Here is a 13,959-nt window from a genome sequence, read left to right on the forward strand (position 1 = left end):
TCATCCCTGCCAGACGCCATAGCCGGCTTCGCGCAGCGCGATGCCGAGCTCGACCTCCATCTCGCAGGCGCCGTGGTACGGCATCGGGTTGTAGACGGCATACAGCTGCGGCAGCAGCCGCAGGCCGTAGTCGCGCACGTAGCGGTTGGCCTGGATGCCGGCCTTGTGGCGGTCGAAGCGCAGGTCCGGGTCCAGACCGGTCATGCCGACGTAGACGAACGGCTTGCCGAGCACGTAGCCGGGGTTGGCCTTGCGAAAGCCGGCGAGGTTCCAGACCGTGTCGGCGAGTTCGACGACGTACACGCTGTAGTGGTGCTTCCGGTTGCTGCGGGGCGCGCGCGTGGCCATGCTCCCTACACTAGCAGCATGGCCGACCTCGATCCCCTCGCGACATTCGCTTCGCTGCTCGACAACGCGATCGCGCAGGGCACGTTCGCCAAACTCGTGCTCGCCAAGCCCGGTGCGGCGGCTGGCGACCTGGTGCGCGTGACGGTGCGGCCGGTGACGCTGAAGGGGGCGACCCAGCTGTCGTTCGTCCATACCCACCCGACCCGCGACATCACCAAGAACCTCGATCCGGCCGACGGCGTGCAGCGGGTCCGGGCGCTGATGGACGGCGCGTTCGCCCACGCGCACCTGTTCACCGCGGTGGAGGAGATCCAGCTGCTCGTCAGCAAGAAGGGCAAGCGCACGCTGCTGCGCGGCAAGGCAAGCCACAGCGCCGCGCCCGCGGCCCACGACCGCGAGAAGCACCGTTTCCTGGACCTGGACCGCGCGTTCCTCGCCGAGCTCGGCGTCACCGACGCGCAGCACCGGCTGGTGCCGGCGATGGCGCGCAAGTGGAAGCAGATCAACAAGTTCATCGAGGTGCTGGACCATGCGCTGGCCGAGACGACGCTGAAGTCGGCCCCGCAGCTCGACGTGGTCGACTTCGGCAGCGGCAAGGGTTACCTCACGTTCGCGATGCACGACTACCTGCACGAGACGCTTGGCCTGCCGGCGCGCGTGGCCGGCGTCGAACTGCGCCCGGACATGGTCGCGCTGTGCAACGGCGCGGCGCAGCGGCTGGGCGCGCAGGGCCTGCGCTTCGAGGAGGGCGACGTGCGCAGCGTCGTGCCGCCCAAGATCGACGTGATGATCGCGCTGCACGCGTGCGACGTGGCCACCGACTACGCCATCCACACCGGCGTGCGGGCCGGGGCGCAGATCATCATGTGCTCGCCGTGCTGCCACAAGGAGCTGCGGCCGCAACTGCTCAGCCCGCACCCGCTGCGACCGATCCTGAAGCACGGCGTGCACCTGGGCCAGCAGGCCGAGATGCTGACCGATGGCCTGCGCGCGATGCTGCTCGAAGCCTGCGGCTACGACACGCAGGTGTTCGAATTCGTCGCGCTCGAGCACACGAACAAGAACAAGATGATCCTGGCGGTGAAGCGGGCGCGGGCCACGCCCGCCGATGAAATCTGGCGCGAGATCGAGGCCGTCAAGGGCCATTACGGCATCCGCGACCAATGCCTCGAGACGCTGCTGAAGGCGGACCGCGCCGCGACGGCGGCCTGAGCGCCGCGCGACGCGCGGCGCTCAGGTCAGTTCGTCGATGCGGGCCATGCCGTCGGTCGTGCCTGCCGGTGCCAGCCCGACCAGCGTGACGCTGAGCACGTTCGCGATCGTCGTGAACGCATTGCCGCCGACGAAGAAGGAGACCGAGCCGGTCGCGGGGCTGTACTGCTCCGCGTAGGCGGTCCAGTGCGTGCCGTCGGTCGTCACGATCGCGTACTTGTTCATCGTCAGCATGGGTCGGTCTCCGGGGATGGCGCGCGTCGCGCGGGAGCCGTGATTCTGGCGGCGACGTGCGCGGCGCGGCGGCGTCAAGTTGGGGGTTCGCGGCGCGCGTCAGCGCGTGTAATGCACGCGCCAGTCACGCGTCCAGGTGCGGCCACCGTCCTCCGAGCGCTCCCAGTCCCAGGTCAGCGACACCGGCGTGATCGTGTGGAACACCATGCGCTGGACCAGCGTGCGGCCGTCGCGCAGCGTGCGCGGCTCCGTGACGAACAGCCGACGTTCGCCGTCGACCCGCGCGCTGAACGCGAAGAAGCCGCCCTGGTTGTCGACCCACGACTGACGCCACACGCCATTGTTGAGAACGGAGAGCGAGCGGCCCTTCAGCAGCGGCGGTGACGGGTCCGTCAGCGCCTCGAAGTCCTCCTGGATCACCCGGCCATCGAGGATCCGGGTGATGCGGTTGCGGCCGGTGCCGGTGCTGCCGTCGGCGTTCTTCCAGGTGAGCGACCAGTCGCCGAGCCAGAAATCGAACAGGTCCGCCGGTTGCGGTGCCGCTGCGGGTGCCGATGCCGCCGCGGCACTTGCCGGTGCTGCCTCCGCCGCCCGGGACGAAGGGGCGGTCCACCCGGCCACTGCGGCCAGCACCGTGAGCGCGAGGGCGATCGAGGCGCGCATCGATGCCGCCGCTACGCGACCGCCGGCGTGCGCCGGCCGAACATGCCCCAGCCCTGCATCGTCAGCACCTGCTCGCGGTCCTGGTTGAGCACGTCCCACTTCGACAGGATCAGGCCGACCGCGGACCGACTCTTCATCGGCCGCGCCTCGAGCACCGTCATGCGCACGCTCAGCGTGTCGCCGACCAGCACCGGCTTGGTCCAGCGCAGGCTGTCGATGCCAGGCGAGCCGAGGCTGCTGGATTCGAGCAGGTACTCGTCGCACATCATCCGCATCGACATCGCGCAGGTGTGCCAGCCGCTGGCGGACAGCTTGCCGAACAGCGACGCCTCGGCGGCCGCGTCGTCGAGGTGGAAGGGTTGCGGGTCGAACTGCCCCGCGAACGCGAGGATCGCCTCGCGGGTCACGTGCATCGCGCCGAACTCGCGCAGGTTGCCGACCGGGAAGTCCTCCCAGTACCAGCGGATCGTGCGGGGTGCGGGTGCGGCGGCCGGGGTGATGTCGTTCATCCGCACGAGGATAGCGATTCGCGCTGGACCGCGTCGAACACCAACTCGGCCGCCGCCAGGTCCTCCAGCGCGGTGCCGACCGCCTTGAACAGCGTGCGCTCGGCCGCGTCGCGTCGGCCAGGGCGCGTGCCCGTGCACAGCTCGGCGAGCGTGCCCTTCAGTTGCGCCGGATCGAACGCGCCGGCGGCGATCGCCTCGAGCACGTCGCCGGACTTCACGAGCGCTTCCTCGGTGTCGACGAACACGCGGCTGCGGGCGAAGCAGTCGGCGTCGGCCTCGCGCATCTGCGGCGTGAAGCTGCCGATCAGGTCGAGGTGCGTGCCGGGTTGCAACCATGCGCCGCGCACCAGCGCGGCGGTCGCGAGCGTGGCGCAGCTGACGATGTCGGCCTGCGCGACGGCGGTCTCGAGATCGGTCGACGCGCGCGCGGCGATGCCCGCGGCCCGCAACTCGCCCGCGAGCCGTTCGGCAGACGCTGACCGGTGGTTCCAGATCACGACGTCGTCGATCGGTCGCACCACGCGCATCGCCTCCGCCAGCAGCGTGGCGACGCGGCCGGTGCCCAGGATCAGCAGCCGCCGCGCATCGGTGCGCGCGAGGTACGACGCGGCCAGCGCGGAGGCGGCCGCGGTGCGCCGCGAGGTGATCTCGTTGCCGTTGAGCTGCGCCAGCGGCACGCCGGTGGTGGCGTCGAACAGCAGGTAGGTCGAGTGCAGGCCGGGCAGGCCGAGCGCGCCGTTGCCGGGGAAGATCGTCACGGTCTTGATGCCGAGCCGTGCGCCGTTTCGCCAGGCCGGCATCAGCAGGATCGTGCCGCCATGGCCGTCGCCGCCCTGGCCACCGACGCGGTGCGCGGTGCGCAACGGCACCTCGGCGCCGGCGACGAACATCGTCCGCAGCGCGGGGATCAGCGCGTCGAATGGCAGGTGGCGGCGCGTCGTCGCGGCGTCGATCAGTTGCATCGCCAGCGCCCCGCCGGTTCAGCCCGGACGGTCCAGCGTCCAGCTGGCGCAGACGCCCTTGTCGAACGTGATGCGCACCTCGGCGCCGGAGTCGTCGGTCCACGACCAGATCTCCGGCGATTCGCTGACGCGCCGGCCGAGGCTCTTCGTCATCCTGACGATCTGCAGCATCGGCTGGCCGACGTTCAGCTTCGAGTGCAGCATCACCGCGCTGGGGACGTGGCCGACCGGCGCCTCCGACGCGTCGCGCATCACCCGCACCGAACGGTTGAACTGGATCAGCAGCCAGAACACGATCACGCTGAACGCCAGCGCGATACCGGGCCAGCCGTAGCTGAACCAGCCCGCGACCAGCGCGATGAACGCGAGCGCCCAGCCGACGACCGGATTCATGCGGCGCGCGACCCCGCGCCGATGTCCGCCCGCAGGTGCGACGGCAAGCGGCCGAGCAGCCAGCGGATCGCGAGCGGCACGATCACGATGTCGTCGAGCACACCGAAGACCGGGATGACGTCCGGGATCAGGTCGATCGGCGACAGCAGGTACAGCGCGATCCCGAGCGTGCCGAGCTTCAGCCAGCCCGGCGCCTGCGGATGCCGAAGCGCGCGCCACAACAGGCGGGCGTCGCCCTTGACCAGCGACCAGAGCACGGCGATGCGTTTGAACATGGGACTTACTCCAATCGAGGCGTCGCGACACGGCGACCAGCGCTCAACGTGCGGGCGGCGGGGGCGATGACAAGGCCGCTGTTGTAACCGACGGCGCGGCTCGCGGCCCTTCTCACAACCCGCGCACCACGTCGATCGCCTGCTCGATGCGGTCGACGGCGTGGATCGTCAGGCCTTCGATCGGCTTCTTGGGCGCGTTGGCCTTCGGCACGATCGCGACCGAGAAGCCGAGCTTGGCCGCCTCCTTCAGGCGCTCCTGCCCGCGCGGCGCGGGCCGCACCTCGCCGGCCAGCCCGACCTCGCCGAACGCGATGAAGCCGCGCGGCAGCGCCTTGCCGCGCAGGCTGCTCTGGATCGCCAGCATCACCGCCAGGTCGGCCGCCGGCTCGCTGATGCGCACGCCGCCGACCGCGTTGACGAACACGTCCTGGTCCGACGCGCTGACGCCGGCGTGGCGGTGCAGCACCGCCAGCATCATCGCCAGCCGGTCGCGCTCGATGCCGACCGACAGGCGCCGCGGCGACGGCCCGCCCGAATCGACCAGCGCCTGGATCTCGACCAGCAGCGGCCGCGTGCCTTCGAGCGTGACCAGCACGCACGAGCCGGCCACCGGATCGCCGTGCGTCGACAGGAAGATCGCGCTCGGATTCGCGACCCCTTTCAGGCCCTTCTCGGTCATCGCGAACACGCCGATCTCGTTGACCGCGCCGAAGCGGTTCTTGATCGCACGCACCAGGCGGAAGCTCGAATGCGTGTCGCCCTCGAAGTACAGCACCGTGTCGACGATGTGCTCGAGCACGCGCGGGCCGGCCAGCGCGCCCTCCTTCGTGACGTGGCCGACCAGCACGATCGTCGTGCCGCTGCGCTTGGCGATGCGGGTGAGCTGCGCCGCGCACTCGCGCACCTGGGCGACCGAGCCCGGCGCGGACGACAGCTGATCGCTGTAGACCGTCTGGATGGAATCGATCACGCAGACCGCGGGCTGCTCCTGGTCGAGCGTGGCGCTGATCTTCTCGAGCTGGATCTCGGCGAGCACGCGCACCTGCGAGCCGTTCAGCCCGAGGCGCCGCGAGCGCAGCGCGACCTGCGCGCCGCTCTCCTCGCCGGTGACATAGAGCGTCTTCATGCCGCGCGAGAGCGAATCGAGCGCCTGCAACAGCAGCGTCGACTTGCCGATGCCCGGATCGCCACCGATCAGCACCACCCCGCCGGCGACGATCCCGCCGCCCAGCACGCGGTCGAGCTCGTCGATCCCGGTCGGCTGGCGGTCGACGTCGCTGGCCTCGATCTCGGACAGCGTGGTGACCGGCTGGCTCGCGATCAGGCCGCGCGTGGTCGTGGCGTAGCGGTTCTTCGGCGTCGCGTCGGCAACCGACTCGACCAGCGTGTTCCAGGCCTCGCAGCTCGGGCACTGGCCGAGCCACTTCGCGGACGTGCCGCCGCATTCGGTGCAGAGGTAGATCGACTTTTCTTTGGCCATGCGGGGATTGTCATCGCAAGCGAAACGTCGCCGCGGTCACAACCGGACGCTTCTTCGCGGCGTGCGGGGCGACCGACGCCCTCCACAATCGGCCGTCACGACTCTCCTGCCCTGCCATGACCCGCCAGCTGATCAGTTCCGGTTCCCGCTTCGAGGAGGAGATGGGCTACTCCCGCGCCGTCGTCGACGGCGATTGGGTGTTCGTCTCCGGCACCACCGGCTTTGACTACACCACGATGACGATCGCCGACGACTTGGTCGAGCAGACCGAGCAGTGCTTCCGCAACATCGAGGCCGCGCTCGCGCTCGCGAACGCCGCATTCAAGGACGTCGTGCGCGTTCACTACGTGCTGCCGCCCGGCAACGACTTCAGCCGGTGCTGGCCGGTGCTGCGCCGTCACTTCGGTGACGTGCGGCCCGCCGCGATGATGATCCACGCCGGCCTCGCCGACCCGCGCATGCGGATCGAGATCGAGGTCACGGCGCTGCGGGCGGCGCGGCCGGTGGCCGACCTCACGCCGCCGTGAAATTGCCGTGGAACCCGTACGGCAACCCGTACGGCAGCGTCGCCTGCGCGACCGGGCCGTCGGCAAGGTGGCGGGCGTCGAGCAGGTTGACGCGGGTCACGCCCCGCTTCACGTCATAGGTCGTGCCGAGCAGCCACGCGTCGAGTTCGCCCTGCGCGCCGGGCTTGGGCACGAGGATGTGCTCCTCGACCACGGTCTGCGGGCCGTAGTCGTAGCGCTGCGCTCGACCGGTCTGCAGGTCGCGCAGCTGCAGGCCGTGAAACCACAGCGGCTTCGCGGCGCTGCCGGCCCAGGTTGCAGCGGTCAGCAGCCAGCGCGTGTCCAGGCCGTTGCGCAGCGGGTGCACGCGCGGGAACTCGACGATGTCGTTCATCGACTCCACGCGCACGCGGCCGCTGCGCATGTCGAGCACCGCGAGCTGCGTGCTCGAGCCACCGAAGCTGCCCGGATGACCGGCCAGCAGTGACGACGCCGTCTTCATCACGAACTCCGGCGTCGGCGAGCCGACGAAGCTCAGCGCGATGCTGCCGTCGGCGCGCTCGTGCGCGTTGCCGACGTGGAACACCATCTGCGACGGCAGCTCGAAGACGCGGCGCTGCGCGATGTCCTCCTTCCGCATCACGAGGACGCGCAGTGGCTCGTTCGCTTCGTACGTGAAGGCCTGGCCCGACGCCGCGTCCTCGCCGAAGCGCAGCTTGATCGGCGGCAGCGGCAGCACGATGTAGCGCTCGGTGATCGCCGCGTCGTGCGCCATGCCGCCGTGGTAGGGCGTCTCGCCGATCTGCGCGTCGACGAGTCGGCCGGCCGCGTCGATGTGCCACACGACCAGGTTCTTTCCGGCGCTGCCGAAGTTCCACAGGTGGCCCTGCGCGTCGAGCTTCGGATGGGCCGAGAACGGCATCTGCGCCAGGCCCTCCTGCCAGGTGACCGGGCCGAGCGTGGCGAGGTCGTCCGGGCGCATCGCGAACGCCGAGCCGCCCTCCCACAGCGCCAGCACCCGGCCGGCGTGCTCGATCGCGTTGGTGTTGGCGACGTTGAAGCTGTCGGCGCCCTGAGTCGGCGCGTCGCTCTCGATCTTCGTACCGTAGGCGCTGACCAGGAACTTGCCGGCCTGCTGCTCGGCGGCGAGCTTGGGCGTGCGCACCAGGCGGCCGAGGTGGCGCACCGCGGGCCGCGCACCGCCGCCGAAGCTGAACTGCTGCACCATGCCGTCGCCAGCGAACCAGTGGTGGTAGCGCTGGCCGTCGCGCTCGTACAGCGCCGGGCCGTTGCGGTAGAAGCGGCCCCGGAAGTCCGCCGGCCAGCGGCCCGACAGCGTCAGCGCGTCGCAGCGCAGGTCCTGGTCGGTCACGCCCTTGAACGGCTTGAGCCAGGGCTGCGCGGCGACCGCGGCATCGAAGGCCCGGCCCTCGGGCGAGAGCGCGAATGCGGGCCACGCGCTCGCAGCGCCGAAGGCGGCGCCGGCGCGCAGAGAGGCGATCAGGAAGTCGCGGCGTTGCATGGCGGCGCTCCTCACTGCGACAGCTTGACGACGATGGTCTCGGTGTCGAGCGGCACCTGCGCCGACGCCCAGCTCGGGCCCATCGGCGCCGGCTTGCCGGAGGCGCCCCACGGCTCGGTCGGCATGCCGAACGGGTTGGCATCCAGGCGACCGTTGGCGTTGAGGTCCTGGTACAGCGTGATGGCGATGGCGTCGCCGCTCAGGCCGCAGACGGCGAGCGTCATCGTCGGGTTCGTCACGGCGACCTGCATCTGCGTCGCTGCCGTCTTGCGGAAGGTGGCCGCATCGCTGTACGCGGCCAGCATCAACGGCCCCTGGCCGACGCGCAGGTTCTGGACCTCGACGTTGGCGCAGCCGGGCTGTGCGTGCGCCAGCGTGGCGAACGACAGCAGCGCGAGGGTGGCGGTGGCGACGGTGAGAAGGGCTTTCATGGGGACTCCCGAAGGTGGCGGATGAGTCACTGTAGGAAGCCGGGCCGTGTCGCGCACCCATGTTGCGACGAAGCGCCGACGCGCGGCGCGAGGCGTCGGCAGCCGGCGCGAAATGCGGGCGTGCGCTTGCGCTACTCGTCGACCCGGCCGCGTCCGGCCTTGACCTGCGCGCGCTGGCTCTTGCCGGCGAGACGCCGCTGCTTGGAGCCGAAGGTCGGCTTGGTCGGCCGCCGCGCCTTGGGCGGCACCGCGACCGCATCGACCATCGCCTGCAGGCGTGCCAGCGCATCGGCGCGGTTCATGTCCTGGCTGCGCGTGGTCTGGGCCTTGATCACGACCACGCCTTCGGAAGTGATGCGCGAATCGCTCAGCGCGAGCAGGCGCTCCTTGATCGGCTCGGGCAGCGACGAGGCGCGGATGTCGAAGCGCAGGTGCACCGCGCTCGAGACCTTGTTGACGTTCTGTCCGCCGGCGCCCTGCGCGCGGATCGCGGTGAACTCGACCTCGTGCTCGGGGATGGTGGGCATCGGGCGCTCAGATCGCCCGCGTCGGCACCCGCGGAGCCAGCGCGCACATCAACTCGTAGCCGATCGTGCCGGCCGCGGCCGCGATCTCGTCGATCGCCAGCACCGCGCCGCCCGGGCTCGTGCCCCACAGCGTCGCGACGCTGCCGACGCCGGCCTCCGGCGCCGCCGTCAGGTCGATCGTGATCATGTCCATCGAGACGCGGCCGATCAGGCGCGTGCGCACGTCGCCGATCAACACCGGCGTGCCGTTGGGCACGACGCGCGGATACCCGTCGGCGTAGCCGCAGGCGATCACGCCGATGCGCATGTCGCGCTCGGCGGTGAAGCGGCTGCCGTAGCCGACCTGCTCGCCGGCCTTGAGGTCCTGCACCGCGATCACCTGCGCACGCAGGCTCATCGTCGGCTGCAGGTCCCAATCGGCGATCGAGTGATCCGGGAAATCCGGCGACGAGCCGTAGACCATGATGCCGGGGCGCACCCAGTCACCGCGCACGTTCTCCGCACCGGGTGCGAAGCGCAGCGTCGCGGCGCTGTTGGCGACCGTGCGTTCCCCGGGCAGGTCGTGCGCGGCCTCGTCGAACACCGCGAGCTGGTGCGCGATGCCGCGCGGGCCGTCGGCATCCGACAGGTGCGTCATCAGCGCGATGCTCTCGACCTGCGTCAGCCCGCTCAGGCGCCGCCAAGCGTGCGCATACGCCGCCGGCTTGAAACCGAGCCGGTTCATGCCGCTGTTCATCTTCAGGAACACCTGGTGCGGCACGTGCGTCTTGTGCGCAGCGAGCCAGTCGATCTGCGCCTCGTGGTGCACCGTGTGCCAGAGGTTCAGACGCGAGCACAGCTCCAGGTCGCGCGGCTCGAAGCAGCCTTCGAGCAGCAGCACCGGTCCGCGCCAGCCGAGCGCGCGGATGCGCTCGGCCTCCGCCAGGTCGAGCAGCGCGAAGCCGTCCGCACCTCTGAGCCCCGCGTAGGCGCGCTCGATGCCGTGGCCGTAGGCGTTGGCCTTGACGATCGCCCAGACCTTCGCTTCCGGGGCCGCGGCGCGGGCGCGGACGAGGTTGCGGGCCAGGGCCTCGGTGTGGATCAGCGCTTCGATGGGGCGGGGCATCGATCGATTCTGCACCACCGAGCTAAGGGGTAACCCGGCGTACCGCCCGTGACAAAACGTCACCTGGCTCCGGCGACAATGCCGGCATGCTCGCCCGACCCCCCCAGTTTGAAGAGAAGCCTCCGCACGCATGAAAAAGGGCTTCTACACGATCATGTCGGCGCAGTTCTTCAGCTCGCTGGCCGACAACGCGCTGCTGGTGGCCGCCATCGAGATGCTGAAGACCACGAACGCGCCGTCGTGGAACATCCCGGCACTGGGGCCGATGTTCGCGCTCTTCTACGTGATCCTCGCGCCGTTCCTCGGGGCGTTCGCGGACGCCGTGCCCAAGGGCAAAGTCATGTTCCTGTCGAACGGCATCAAGGTGGTCGGCTGCCTGTTGATGCTGTTCGGCGGCCATCCGTTGTTGGCGTATGCGATCGTCGGCCTCGGCGCCGCCGCCTACTCCCCCGCGAAGTACGGCATCCTGACCGAGCTGCTGCCCAACTCGCAGCTCGTCAAGGCCAACGGCTGGATCGAAGGGCTGACGATCATGTCGATCATCCTGGGCATCGCGCTCGGGGGGCAGCTGATCGGCGCCGTGGTGTCGCGCCACCTGCTGGCGATCGACCTGCCGCTGATCGATACCGGCATCGTCACCGCGCCCGAATCGGCGATCGCGGTAATCGTGTTCCTGTACCTGATCGCGGCGGCATTCAACCTGCGCATCCCGCGCACCGACGCGCCGCTGCAGCCGCTGGCGCACGGCGTGATCGGCCTGATGCGCGATTTCTCGAGCTGCAACGCGCGGCTGTGGTCGGACAAGCTGGGCCAGATCTCGCTGGCGACGACGACGCTGTTCTGGGGCGTCTCCGGCAACCTGCGGATCATCGTGTTCGCGTGGGCCACCGCGGCGCTCGGCTACACGACGACGCAGGCCACCTCGCTGGTGGCGGTGGTGGTGATCGGCACGGCGGCCGGGGCCGTCGTGGCCTCGATGCGCATGCGGCTCGACCAGGCCACCAGCGTGATCCCGATGGGCATCCTGCTCGGCCTGCTGGTGATCGGCCTGAACGCGATCACCAACGTCTGGGTGGCCGCGCCGTTCCTGATCATGCTGGGCGCGATCGGCGGCTACATGGTCGTGCCGATGAACGCGCTGCTGCAGCACCGCGGCGCCAACCTGATGGGCGCGGGCCGCTCGATCGCGGTCCAGAACTTCAACGAGCAGGCCTGCATCCTCGGCCTGGGCGCGTTCTACACCGGTATGACGAAGTTCGGCCTGTCGGCGTTCACCGCGATCGCGCTGTTCGGCGGCGTCGTCGCCGGCACGATGTGGCTGATCTACCGCTGGCACCGCTCGAACGGGGTGAAGTACAAGACCGAACTCGATCACCTGCTGGCCATCGCCCGAAGCGACAAGCATTGACCACGGCGCGGCCCGCCTAGCGGAAGGCCGGGTCGACGCCCGCGAGCACGGCCAGCAGCGCGCTCTCGTCCAGCGGCTTGGTCAGGTAGGCGTTGCAGCCGGCCAGGGCGCCGCGCACGCGGTCGCTGGCGCCGAGCCGGCCCGTCACGAGCACGAAGCCCGGCGCGCCGGTTCCGCCCGCGCGCGGCAGCTGCTTGACGGCCCGGCACAGGCCGAGCCCGTCGAGCGGGTCGTCCGGCCCGAGCGAGAGTTCGCAGAAGACGACCGCGAACGGCTGCGTGCCGAGGCGTGCCAGCGCGTCGTCGCCGCGCTCGGCGCCCTGCGCGCGATAGCCGAAGCGCTCCAGCCGCTGCATCAGGAACTTGCGCGCGATGGCGACGCTGTCGATCACCAGCACGTCGCGCCCGGCACCGTCGCGTCGCTGCGAGCGGGCTCGCCGCGGGGCCTCGATGTCGAGCAGCAGATCGACGTCGGCGGAAGGGACAGGCGTGGAGGATGTCATCTGCGTAGGGGGCGGCGATCGCGACAGGCGGGGGCTGCGCGGGGGCACATCGTCGTTGGCCGCCCGTGGCGGCGCAATCCGCCGGCCCGGTCGCACCGGGCGGCGGCGGTACGATTGCACGCATCCCGCAGCATCGCGGCACATCGGAGACACGTCATGGCCACCACGCCCACCAGCATCTACGACTTCGAGGCGCAAAGCATCGATGGCCAGCCGGCGGCGCTGTCGACGCAGCGCGGCAAGGTCATGCTGATCGTCAACACCGCGAGCGCCTGCGGTTTCACGCCGCAGTTCGAGGGACTGGAGAAGCTGTGGAAGACCTACGCCGACAAGGGCCTGGTGGTGCTCGGCTTTCCCAGCAACGAGTTCGGCGGGCAGGACCCCGGCAGCGACGGCGAGATCGCGTCGTTCTGCCAGCTCAACTACGGCGTCAGCTTCCCGATGATGAGCAAGGTCAAGGTCAATGGCGCCGAGGCGCACCCGCTGTGGCAATGGCTGACCAAGGAGGCGCCGGGCATCCTCGGCAGCAAGGCGGTGAAGTGGAACTTCACCAAGTTCCTGGTCGGACGCGACGGTCGCGTGCTCAAGCGCTACGCCCCGACCGACAAGCCCGAATCGATCACCCGCGACATCGAGGCGGCACTCGCCGCCTGAGCCTTCCTGAACCCACCGACACGCGCGCCCCATGTTCGAGCACATTCCCCCTTTCGCCGGCGATCCGATCCTGAGCCTGAACGAGGACTTCCAGAAGGACCCGCGGCCGCACAAGATCAACCTGAGCATCGGCATCTACTTCGACGATGCCGGGCGCATCCCGGTGATGGACTCGGTGCGCCGCGCCGAGGCGATGGTCGTCGCCAAGGGCGGGCCCAAGCCGTACCTGCCGATCGAGGGCGCCGCGAACTTCCGCACCGCGGTGCAGCACCTGTTGTTCGGCGCCGGCCATGAAGCGGTCACGTCGGGCCGCGTCGCGACGATCCAGTCGGTGGGCTCCAGCGGCGGGCTGAAGGTCGGTGCCGATTTCCTGGCGACGTATTTCAAGGGCAGCCAGGTCTGGGTCAGCGACCCGACCTGGGACAACCACCGCTCGATGTTCGAAGGCGCGGGCCTGACGGTGAACACCTACCCGTACTACGACGCCGCCACCGGTGGCCTGAAGTTCGAGGCGATGCTCGCCACGCTGCGCAGCCTGCCCGCCAAGAGCATCGTGCTGCTGCACGCCTGCTGCCACAACCCGACCGGCGTCGACCTGACCCGCGCGCAATGGGAGCAGCTGATCCCGGTGCTGCGCGACGGCCAGCTGATCCCCTACCTCGACCTCGCGTACCAGGGTTTCGGCGACGGCATCGAGCAGGACGCGTACGCCGCCCGCGCGCTGGCGAGCGCCGGGGTCAGCTTCTTCATCGCGAACTCGTTCTCGAAGAGCATGAGCGTGTACGGCGAGCGCTGCGGCGCGCTCAGCGTGGTCTGCCCGAACGCACACGAGGCCGCGCTCGTGCTCGGCCAGATGAAGTTCACGGTGCGCCGCAACTATTCGAGCCCGCCGATCCACGGCGGCCAGATCGTCGCGACGGTACTGACCGACCCGGGCCTGCGGCAGAGCTGGGAGACCGAGCTCGGCGCGATGCGCGAGCGCATCCTGGCGATGCGCACCCAGCTGCACGCGGTGCTCGCCGCCAAGGTGCCGGGCCGCGACTTCGGCTACTTCCTGACCCAGCGCGGCATGTTCAGCTACACCGGCATGACGACCGCGCAAGTCGACGCGCTGCGCGAGGTGCACGGCGTCTACATGGTGCGCTCGGGGCGCATCTGCGTCGCGGGGCTGAACAGCGGGAATGTGGAGGCGACCGCGGTGGCGATGGCGGCGGTGCTCGCCGGCTGA

18 protein-coding genes are annotated in these 13,959 nt (G+C 70.1%); 5 read left to right on the plus strand and 13 right to left on the minus strand.

The annotated features are described in order from the left end of the window. A complete protein-coding gene (locus ACWH49_RS10620; RefSeq protein WP_448171433.1) occupies positions 1 to 348 on the minus strand; it encodes a hypothetical protein in 348 nt (115 codons plus the stop codon). An 18-nt stretch (positions 349 to 366) separates the two neighbouring features. Between ACWH49_RS10620 and ACWH49_RS10625 the strand changes: the two genes are divergently transcribed. Beyond that, the gene (locus tag ACWH49_RS10625; RefSeq protein ID WP_448171434.1) at positions 367 to 1,560 is read left to right on the plus strand and encodes a class I SAM-dependent methyltransferase; all 1,194 of its coding nucleotides are present in this window, start codon (positions 367 to 369) and stop codon (positions 1,558 to 1,560) included. Positions 1,561 to 1,581: 21 nt separating this feature from the next. Here the strand turns inward: ACWH49_RS10625 and ACWH49_RS10630 are convergent, their stop codons facing one another. The 7 genes from ACWH49_RS10630 to radA form a co-directional block, all read right to left on the minus strand. Beyond that, positions 1,582 to 1,794 carry a hypothetical protein gene (locus tag ACWH49_RS10630; RefSeq protein ID WP_448171435.1) on the minus strand — a complete coding sequence of 71 codons (213 nt, stop codon included), beginning with the start codon at positions 1,792 to 1,794 and terminating at the stop codon, positions 1,582 to 1,584. 99 nt (positions 1,795 to 1,893) lie between these two features. Then, positions 1,894 to 2,457: a hypothetical protein gene (locus ACWH49_RS10635; RefSeq protein ID WP_448171436.1), complete on the minus strand. Its 564-nt coding sequence runs from the start codon at positions 2,455 to 2,457 to the stop codon at positions 1,894 to 1,896. Positions 2,458 to 2,468: 11 nt separating this feature from the next. Next, positions 2,469 to 2,966 carry a MaoC family dehydratase gene (locus ACWH49_RS10640; RefSeq protein WP_448171437.1) on the minus strand — a complete coding sequence of 166 codons (498 nt, stop codon included), beginning with the start codon at positions 2,964 to 2,966 and terminating at the stop codon, positions 2,469 to 2,471. After that, entirely contained in the window at positions 2,963 to 3,928 is a 966-nt protein-coding gene (locus ACWH49_RS10645; protein WP_448171438.1) for an ornithine cyclodeaminase family protein, read from the minus strand. Before ACWH49_RS10645 ends, ACWH49_RS10640 begins: the two co-directional genes overlap by 4 nt. An 18-nt stretch (positions 3,929 to 3,946) precedes the next feature. Beyond that, positions 3,947 to 4,321 carry a hypothetical protein gene (locus ACWH49_RS10650; protein WP_448171439.1) on the minus strand — a complete coding sequence of 125 codons (375 nt, stop codon included), beginning with the start codon at positions 4,319 to 4,321 and terminating at the stop codon, positions 3,947 to 3,949. Beyond that, on the minus strand, positions 4,318 to 4,596 hold the full coding sequence (locus ACWH49_RS10655; protein ID WP_448171440.1) for a YkvA family protein: 279 nt from the start codon (positions 4,594 to 4,596) through the stop codon (positions 4,318 to 4,320). Before ACWH49_RS10655 ends, ACWH49_RS10650 begins: the two co-directional genes overlap by 4 nt. A gap of 112 nt (positions 4,597 to 4,708) precedes the next feature. Continuing rightward, entirely contained in the window at positions 4,709 to 6,076 is a 1,368-nt protein-coding gene (gene radA, locus ACWH49_RS10660) for a DNA repair protein RadA (RefSeq protein WP_056471641.1), read from the minus strand. A gap of 116 nt (positions 6,077 to 6,192) precedes the next feature. Between radA and ACWH49_RS10665 the strand changes: the two genes are divergently transcribed. After that, entirely contained in the window at positions 6,193 to 6,603 is a 411-nt protein-coding gene (locus ACWH49_RS10665; protein WP_448171441.1) for a RidA family protein, read from the plus strand. Here the strand turns inward: ACWH49_RS10665 and ACWH49_RS10670 are convergent. The 4 genes from ACWH49_RS10670 to alr form a co-directional block, all read right to left on the minus strand. Further along, on the minus strand, positions 6,590 to 8,104 hold the full coding sequence (locus ACWH49_RS10670; RefSeq protein ID WP_448171442.1) for a carotenoid oxygenase family protein: 1,515 nt from the start codon (positions 8,102 to 8,104) through the stop codon (positions 6,590 to 6,592). The genes ACWH49_RS10665 and ACWH49_RS10670 overlap by 14 nt on opposite strands. An 11-nt stretch (positions 8,105 to 8,115) precedes the next feature. Further along, on the minus strand, positions 8,116 to 8,535 hold the full coding sequence (locus ACWH49_RS10675; RefSeq protein WP_448171443.1) for a DUF2141 domain-containing protein: 420 nt from the start codon (positions 8,533 to 8,535) through the stop codon (positions 8,116 to 8,118). 131 nt (positions 8,536 to 8,666) lie between these two features. Next, positions 8,667 to 9,062 carry an alternative ribosome rescue aminoacyl-tRNA hydrolase ArfB gene (arfB, locus tag ACWH49_RS10680; RefSeq protein ID WP_448171444.1) on the minus strand — a complete coding sequence of 132 codons (396 nt, stop codon included), beginning with the start codon at positions 9,060 to 9,062 and terminating at the stop codon, positions 8,667 to 8,669. Between the two features lie 7 nt (positions 9,063 to 9,069). Then, the gene (alr, locus tag ACWH49_RS10685) at positions 9,070 to 10,167 is read right to left on the minus strand and encodes an alanine racemase (RefSeq protein WP_448171445.1); all 1,098 of its coding nucleotides are present in this window, start codon (positions 10,165 to 10,167) and stop codon (positions 9,070 to 9,072) included. Between the two features lie 130 nt (positions 10,168 to 10,297). Between alr and lplT the strand changes: the two genes are divergently transcribed. Continuing rightward, positions 10,298 to 11,575, plus strand: a complete 1,278-nt coding sequence (gene lplT, locus ACWH49_RS10690) for a lysophospholipid transporter LplT (protein ID WP_056471620.1) — start codon at positions 10,298 to 10,300, stop codon at positions 11,573 to 11,575. A gap of 16 nt (positions 11,576 to 11,591) precedes the next feature. On the opposite strand, the gene ACWH49_RS10695 is transcribed toward lplT, so the two are convergent. Continuing rightward, on the minus strand, positions 11,592 to 12,077 hold the full coding sequence (locus ACWH49_RS10695) for a response regulator (protein WP_448171446.1): 486 nt from the start codon (positions 12,075 to 12,077) through the stop codon (positions 11,592 to 11,594). A 156-nt stretch (positions 12,078 to 12,233) separates the two neighbouring features. On the opposite strand from ACWH49_RS10695, the gene ACWH49_RS10700 reads away from it, so the two are divergent. Together ACWH49_RS10700 and ACWH49_RS10705 are read left to right on the plus strand one after the other, a co-directional pair. Then, a complete protein-coding gene (locus ACWH49_RS10700; protein ID WP_448171447.1) occupies positions 12,234 to 12,731 on the plus strand; it encodes a glutathione peroxidase in 498 nt (165 codons plus the stop codon). A gap of 31 nt (positions 12,732 to 12,762) precedes the next feature. After that, positions 12,763 to 13,959 (plus strand): amino acid aminotransferase, encoded by a 1,197-nt coding sequence (locus ACWH49_RS10705; protein WP_448171448.1) that lies wholly within the window; start codon positions 12,763 to 12,765, stop codon positions 13,957 to 13,959.

It is taken from the genome of Rhizobacter fulvus (genome assembly GCF_964020785.1).

Excerpts from the sequence above, each read along its gene's own strand:
- ACWH49_RS10635 (WP_448171436.1), bottom strand. The coding sequence starts at position 2,457 with ATGCGCGCCTCGATCGCCCTCGCGCTCACGGTGCTGGCCGCAGTGGCC.
- ACWH49_RS10640 (WP_448171437.1), bottom strand. The coding sequence starts at position 2,966 with ATGAACGACATCACCCCGGCCGCCGCACCCGCACCCCGCACGATCCGC.
- ACWH49_RS10625 (WP_448171434.1), top strand. The coding sequence starts at position 367 with ATGGCCGACCTCGATCCCCTCGCGACATTCGCTTCGCTGCTCGACAAC.
- ACWH49_RS10630 (WP_448171435.1), bottom strand. The coding sequence starts at position 1,794 with ATGCTGACGATGAACAAGTACGCGATCGTGACGACCGACGGCACGCAC.
- alr (WP_448171445.1), bottom strand. The coding sequence starts at position 10,167 with ATGCCCCGCCCCATCGAAGCGCTGATCCACACCGAGGCCCTGGCCCGC.
- ACWH49_RS10670 (WP_448171442.1), bottom strand. The coding sequence starts at position 8,104 with ATGCAACGCCGCGACTTCCTGATCGCCTCTCTGCGCGCCGGCGCCGCC.
- ACWH49_RS10655 (WP_448171440.1), bottom strand. The coding sequence starts at position 4,596 with ATGTTCAAACGCATCGCCGTGCTCTGGTCGCTGGTCAAGGGCGACGCC.
- ACWH49_RS10700 (WP_448171447.1), top strand. The coding sequence starts at position 12,234 with ATGGCCACCACGCCCACCAGCATCTACGACTTCGAGGCGCAAAGCATC.
- radA (WP_056471641.1), bottom strand. The coding sequence starts at position 6,076 with ATGGCCAAAGAAAAGTCGATCTACCTCTGCACCGAATGCGGCGGCACG.
- lplT (WP_056471620.1), top strand. The coding sequence starts at position 10,298 with ATGAAAAAGGGCTTCTACACGATCATGTCGGCGCAGTTCTTCAGCTCG.
- ACWH49_RS10650 (WP_448171439.1), bottom strand. The coding sequence starts at position 4,321 with ATGAATCCGGTCGTCGGCTGGGCGCTCGCGTTCATCGCGCTGGTCGCG.
- ACWH49_RS10645 (WP_448171438.1), bottom strand. The coding sequence starts at position 3,928 with ATGCAACTGATCGACGCCGCGACGACGCGCCGCCACCTGCCATTCGAC.
- ACWH49_RS10705 (WP_448171448.1), top strand. The coding sequence starts at position 12,763 with ATGTTCGAGCACATTCCCCCTTTCGCCGGCGATCCGATCCTGAGCCTG.
- ACWH49_RS10620 (WP_448171433.1), bottom strand. The coding sequence starts at position 348 with ATGGCCACGCGCGCGCCCCGCAGCAACCGGAAGCACCACTACAGCGTG.
- ACWH49_RS10675 (WP_448171443.1), bottom strand. The coding sequence starts at position 8,535 with ATGAAAGCCCTTCTCACCGTCGCCACCGCCACCCTCGCGCTGCTGTCG.
- arfB (WP_448171444.1), bottom strand. The coding sequence starts at position 9,062 with ATGCCCACCATCCCCGAGCACGAGGTCGAGTTCACCGCGATCCGCGCG.
- ACWH49_RS10695 (WP_448171446.1), bottom strand. The coding sequence starts at position 12,077 with ATGACATCCTCCACGCCTGTCCCTTCCGCCGACGTCGATCTGCTGCTC.
- ACWH49_RS10665 (WP_448171441.1), top strand. The coding sequence starts at position 6,193 with ATGACCCGCCAGCTGATCAGTTCCGGTTCCCGCTTCGAGGAGGAGATG.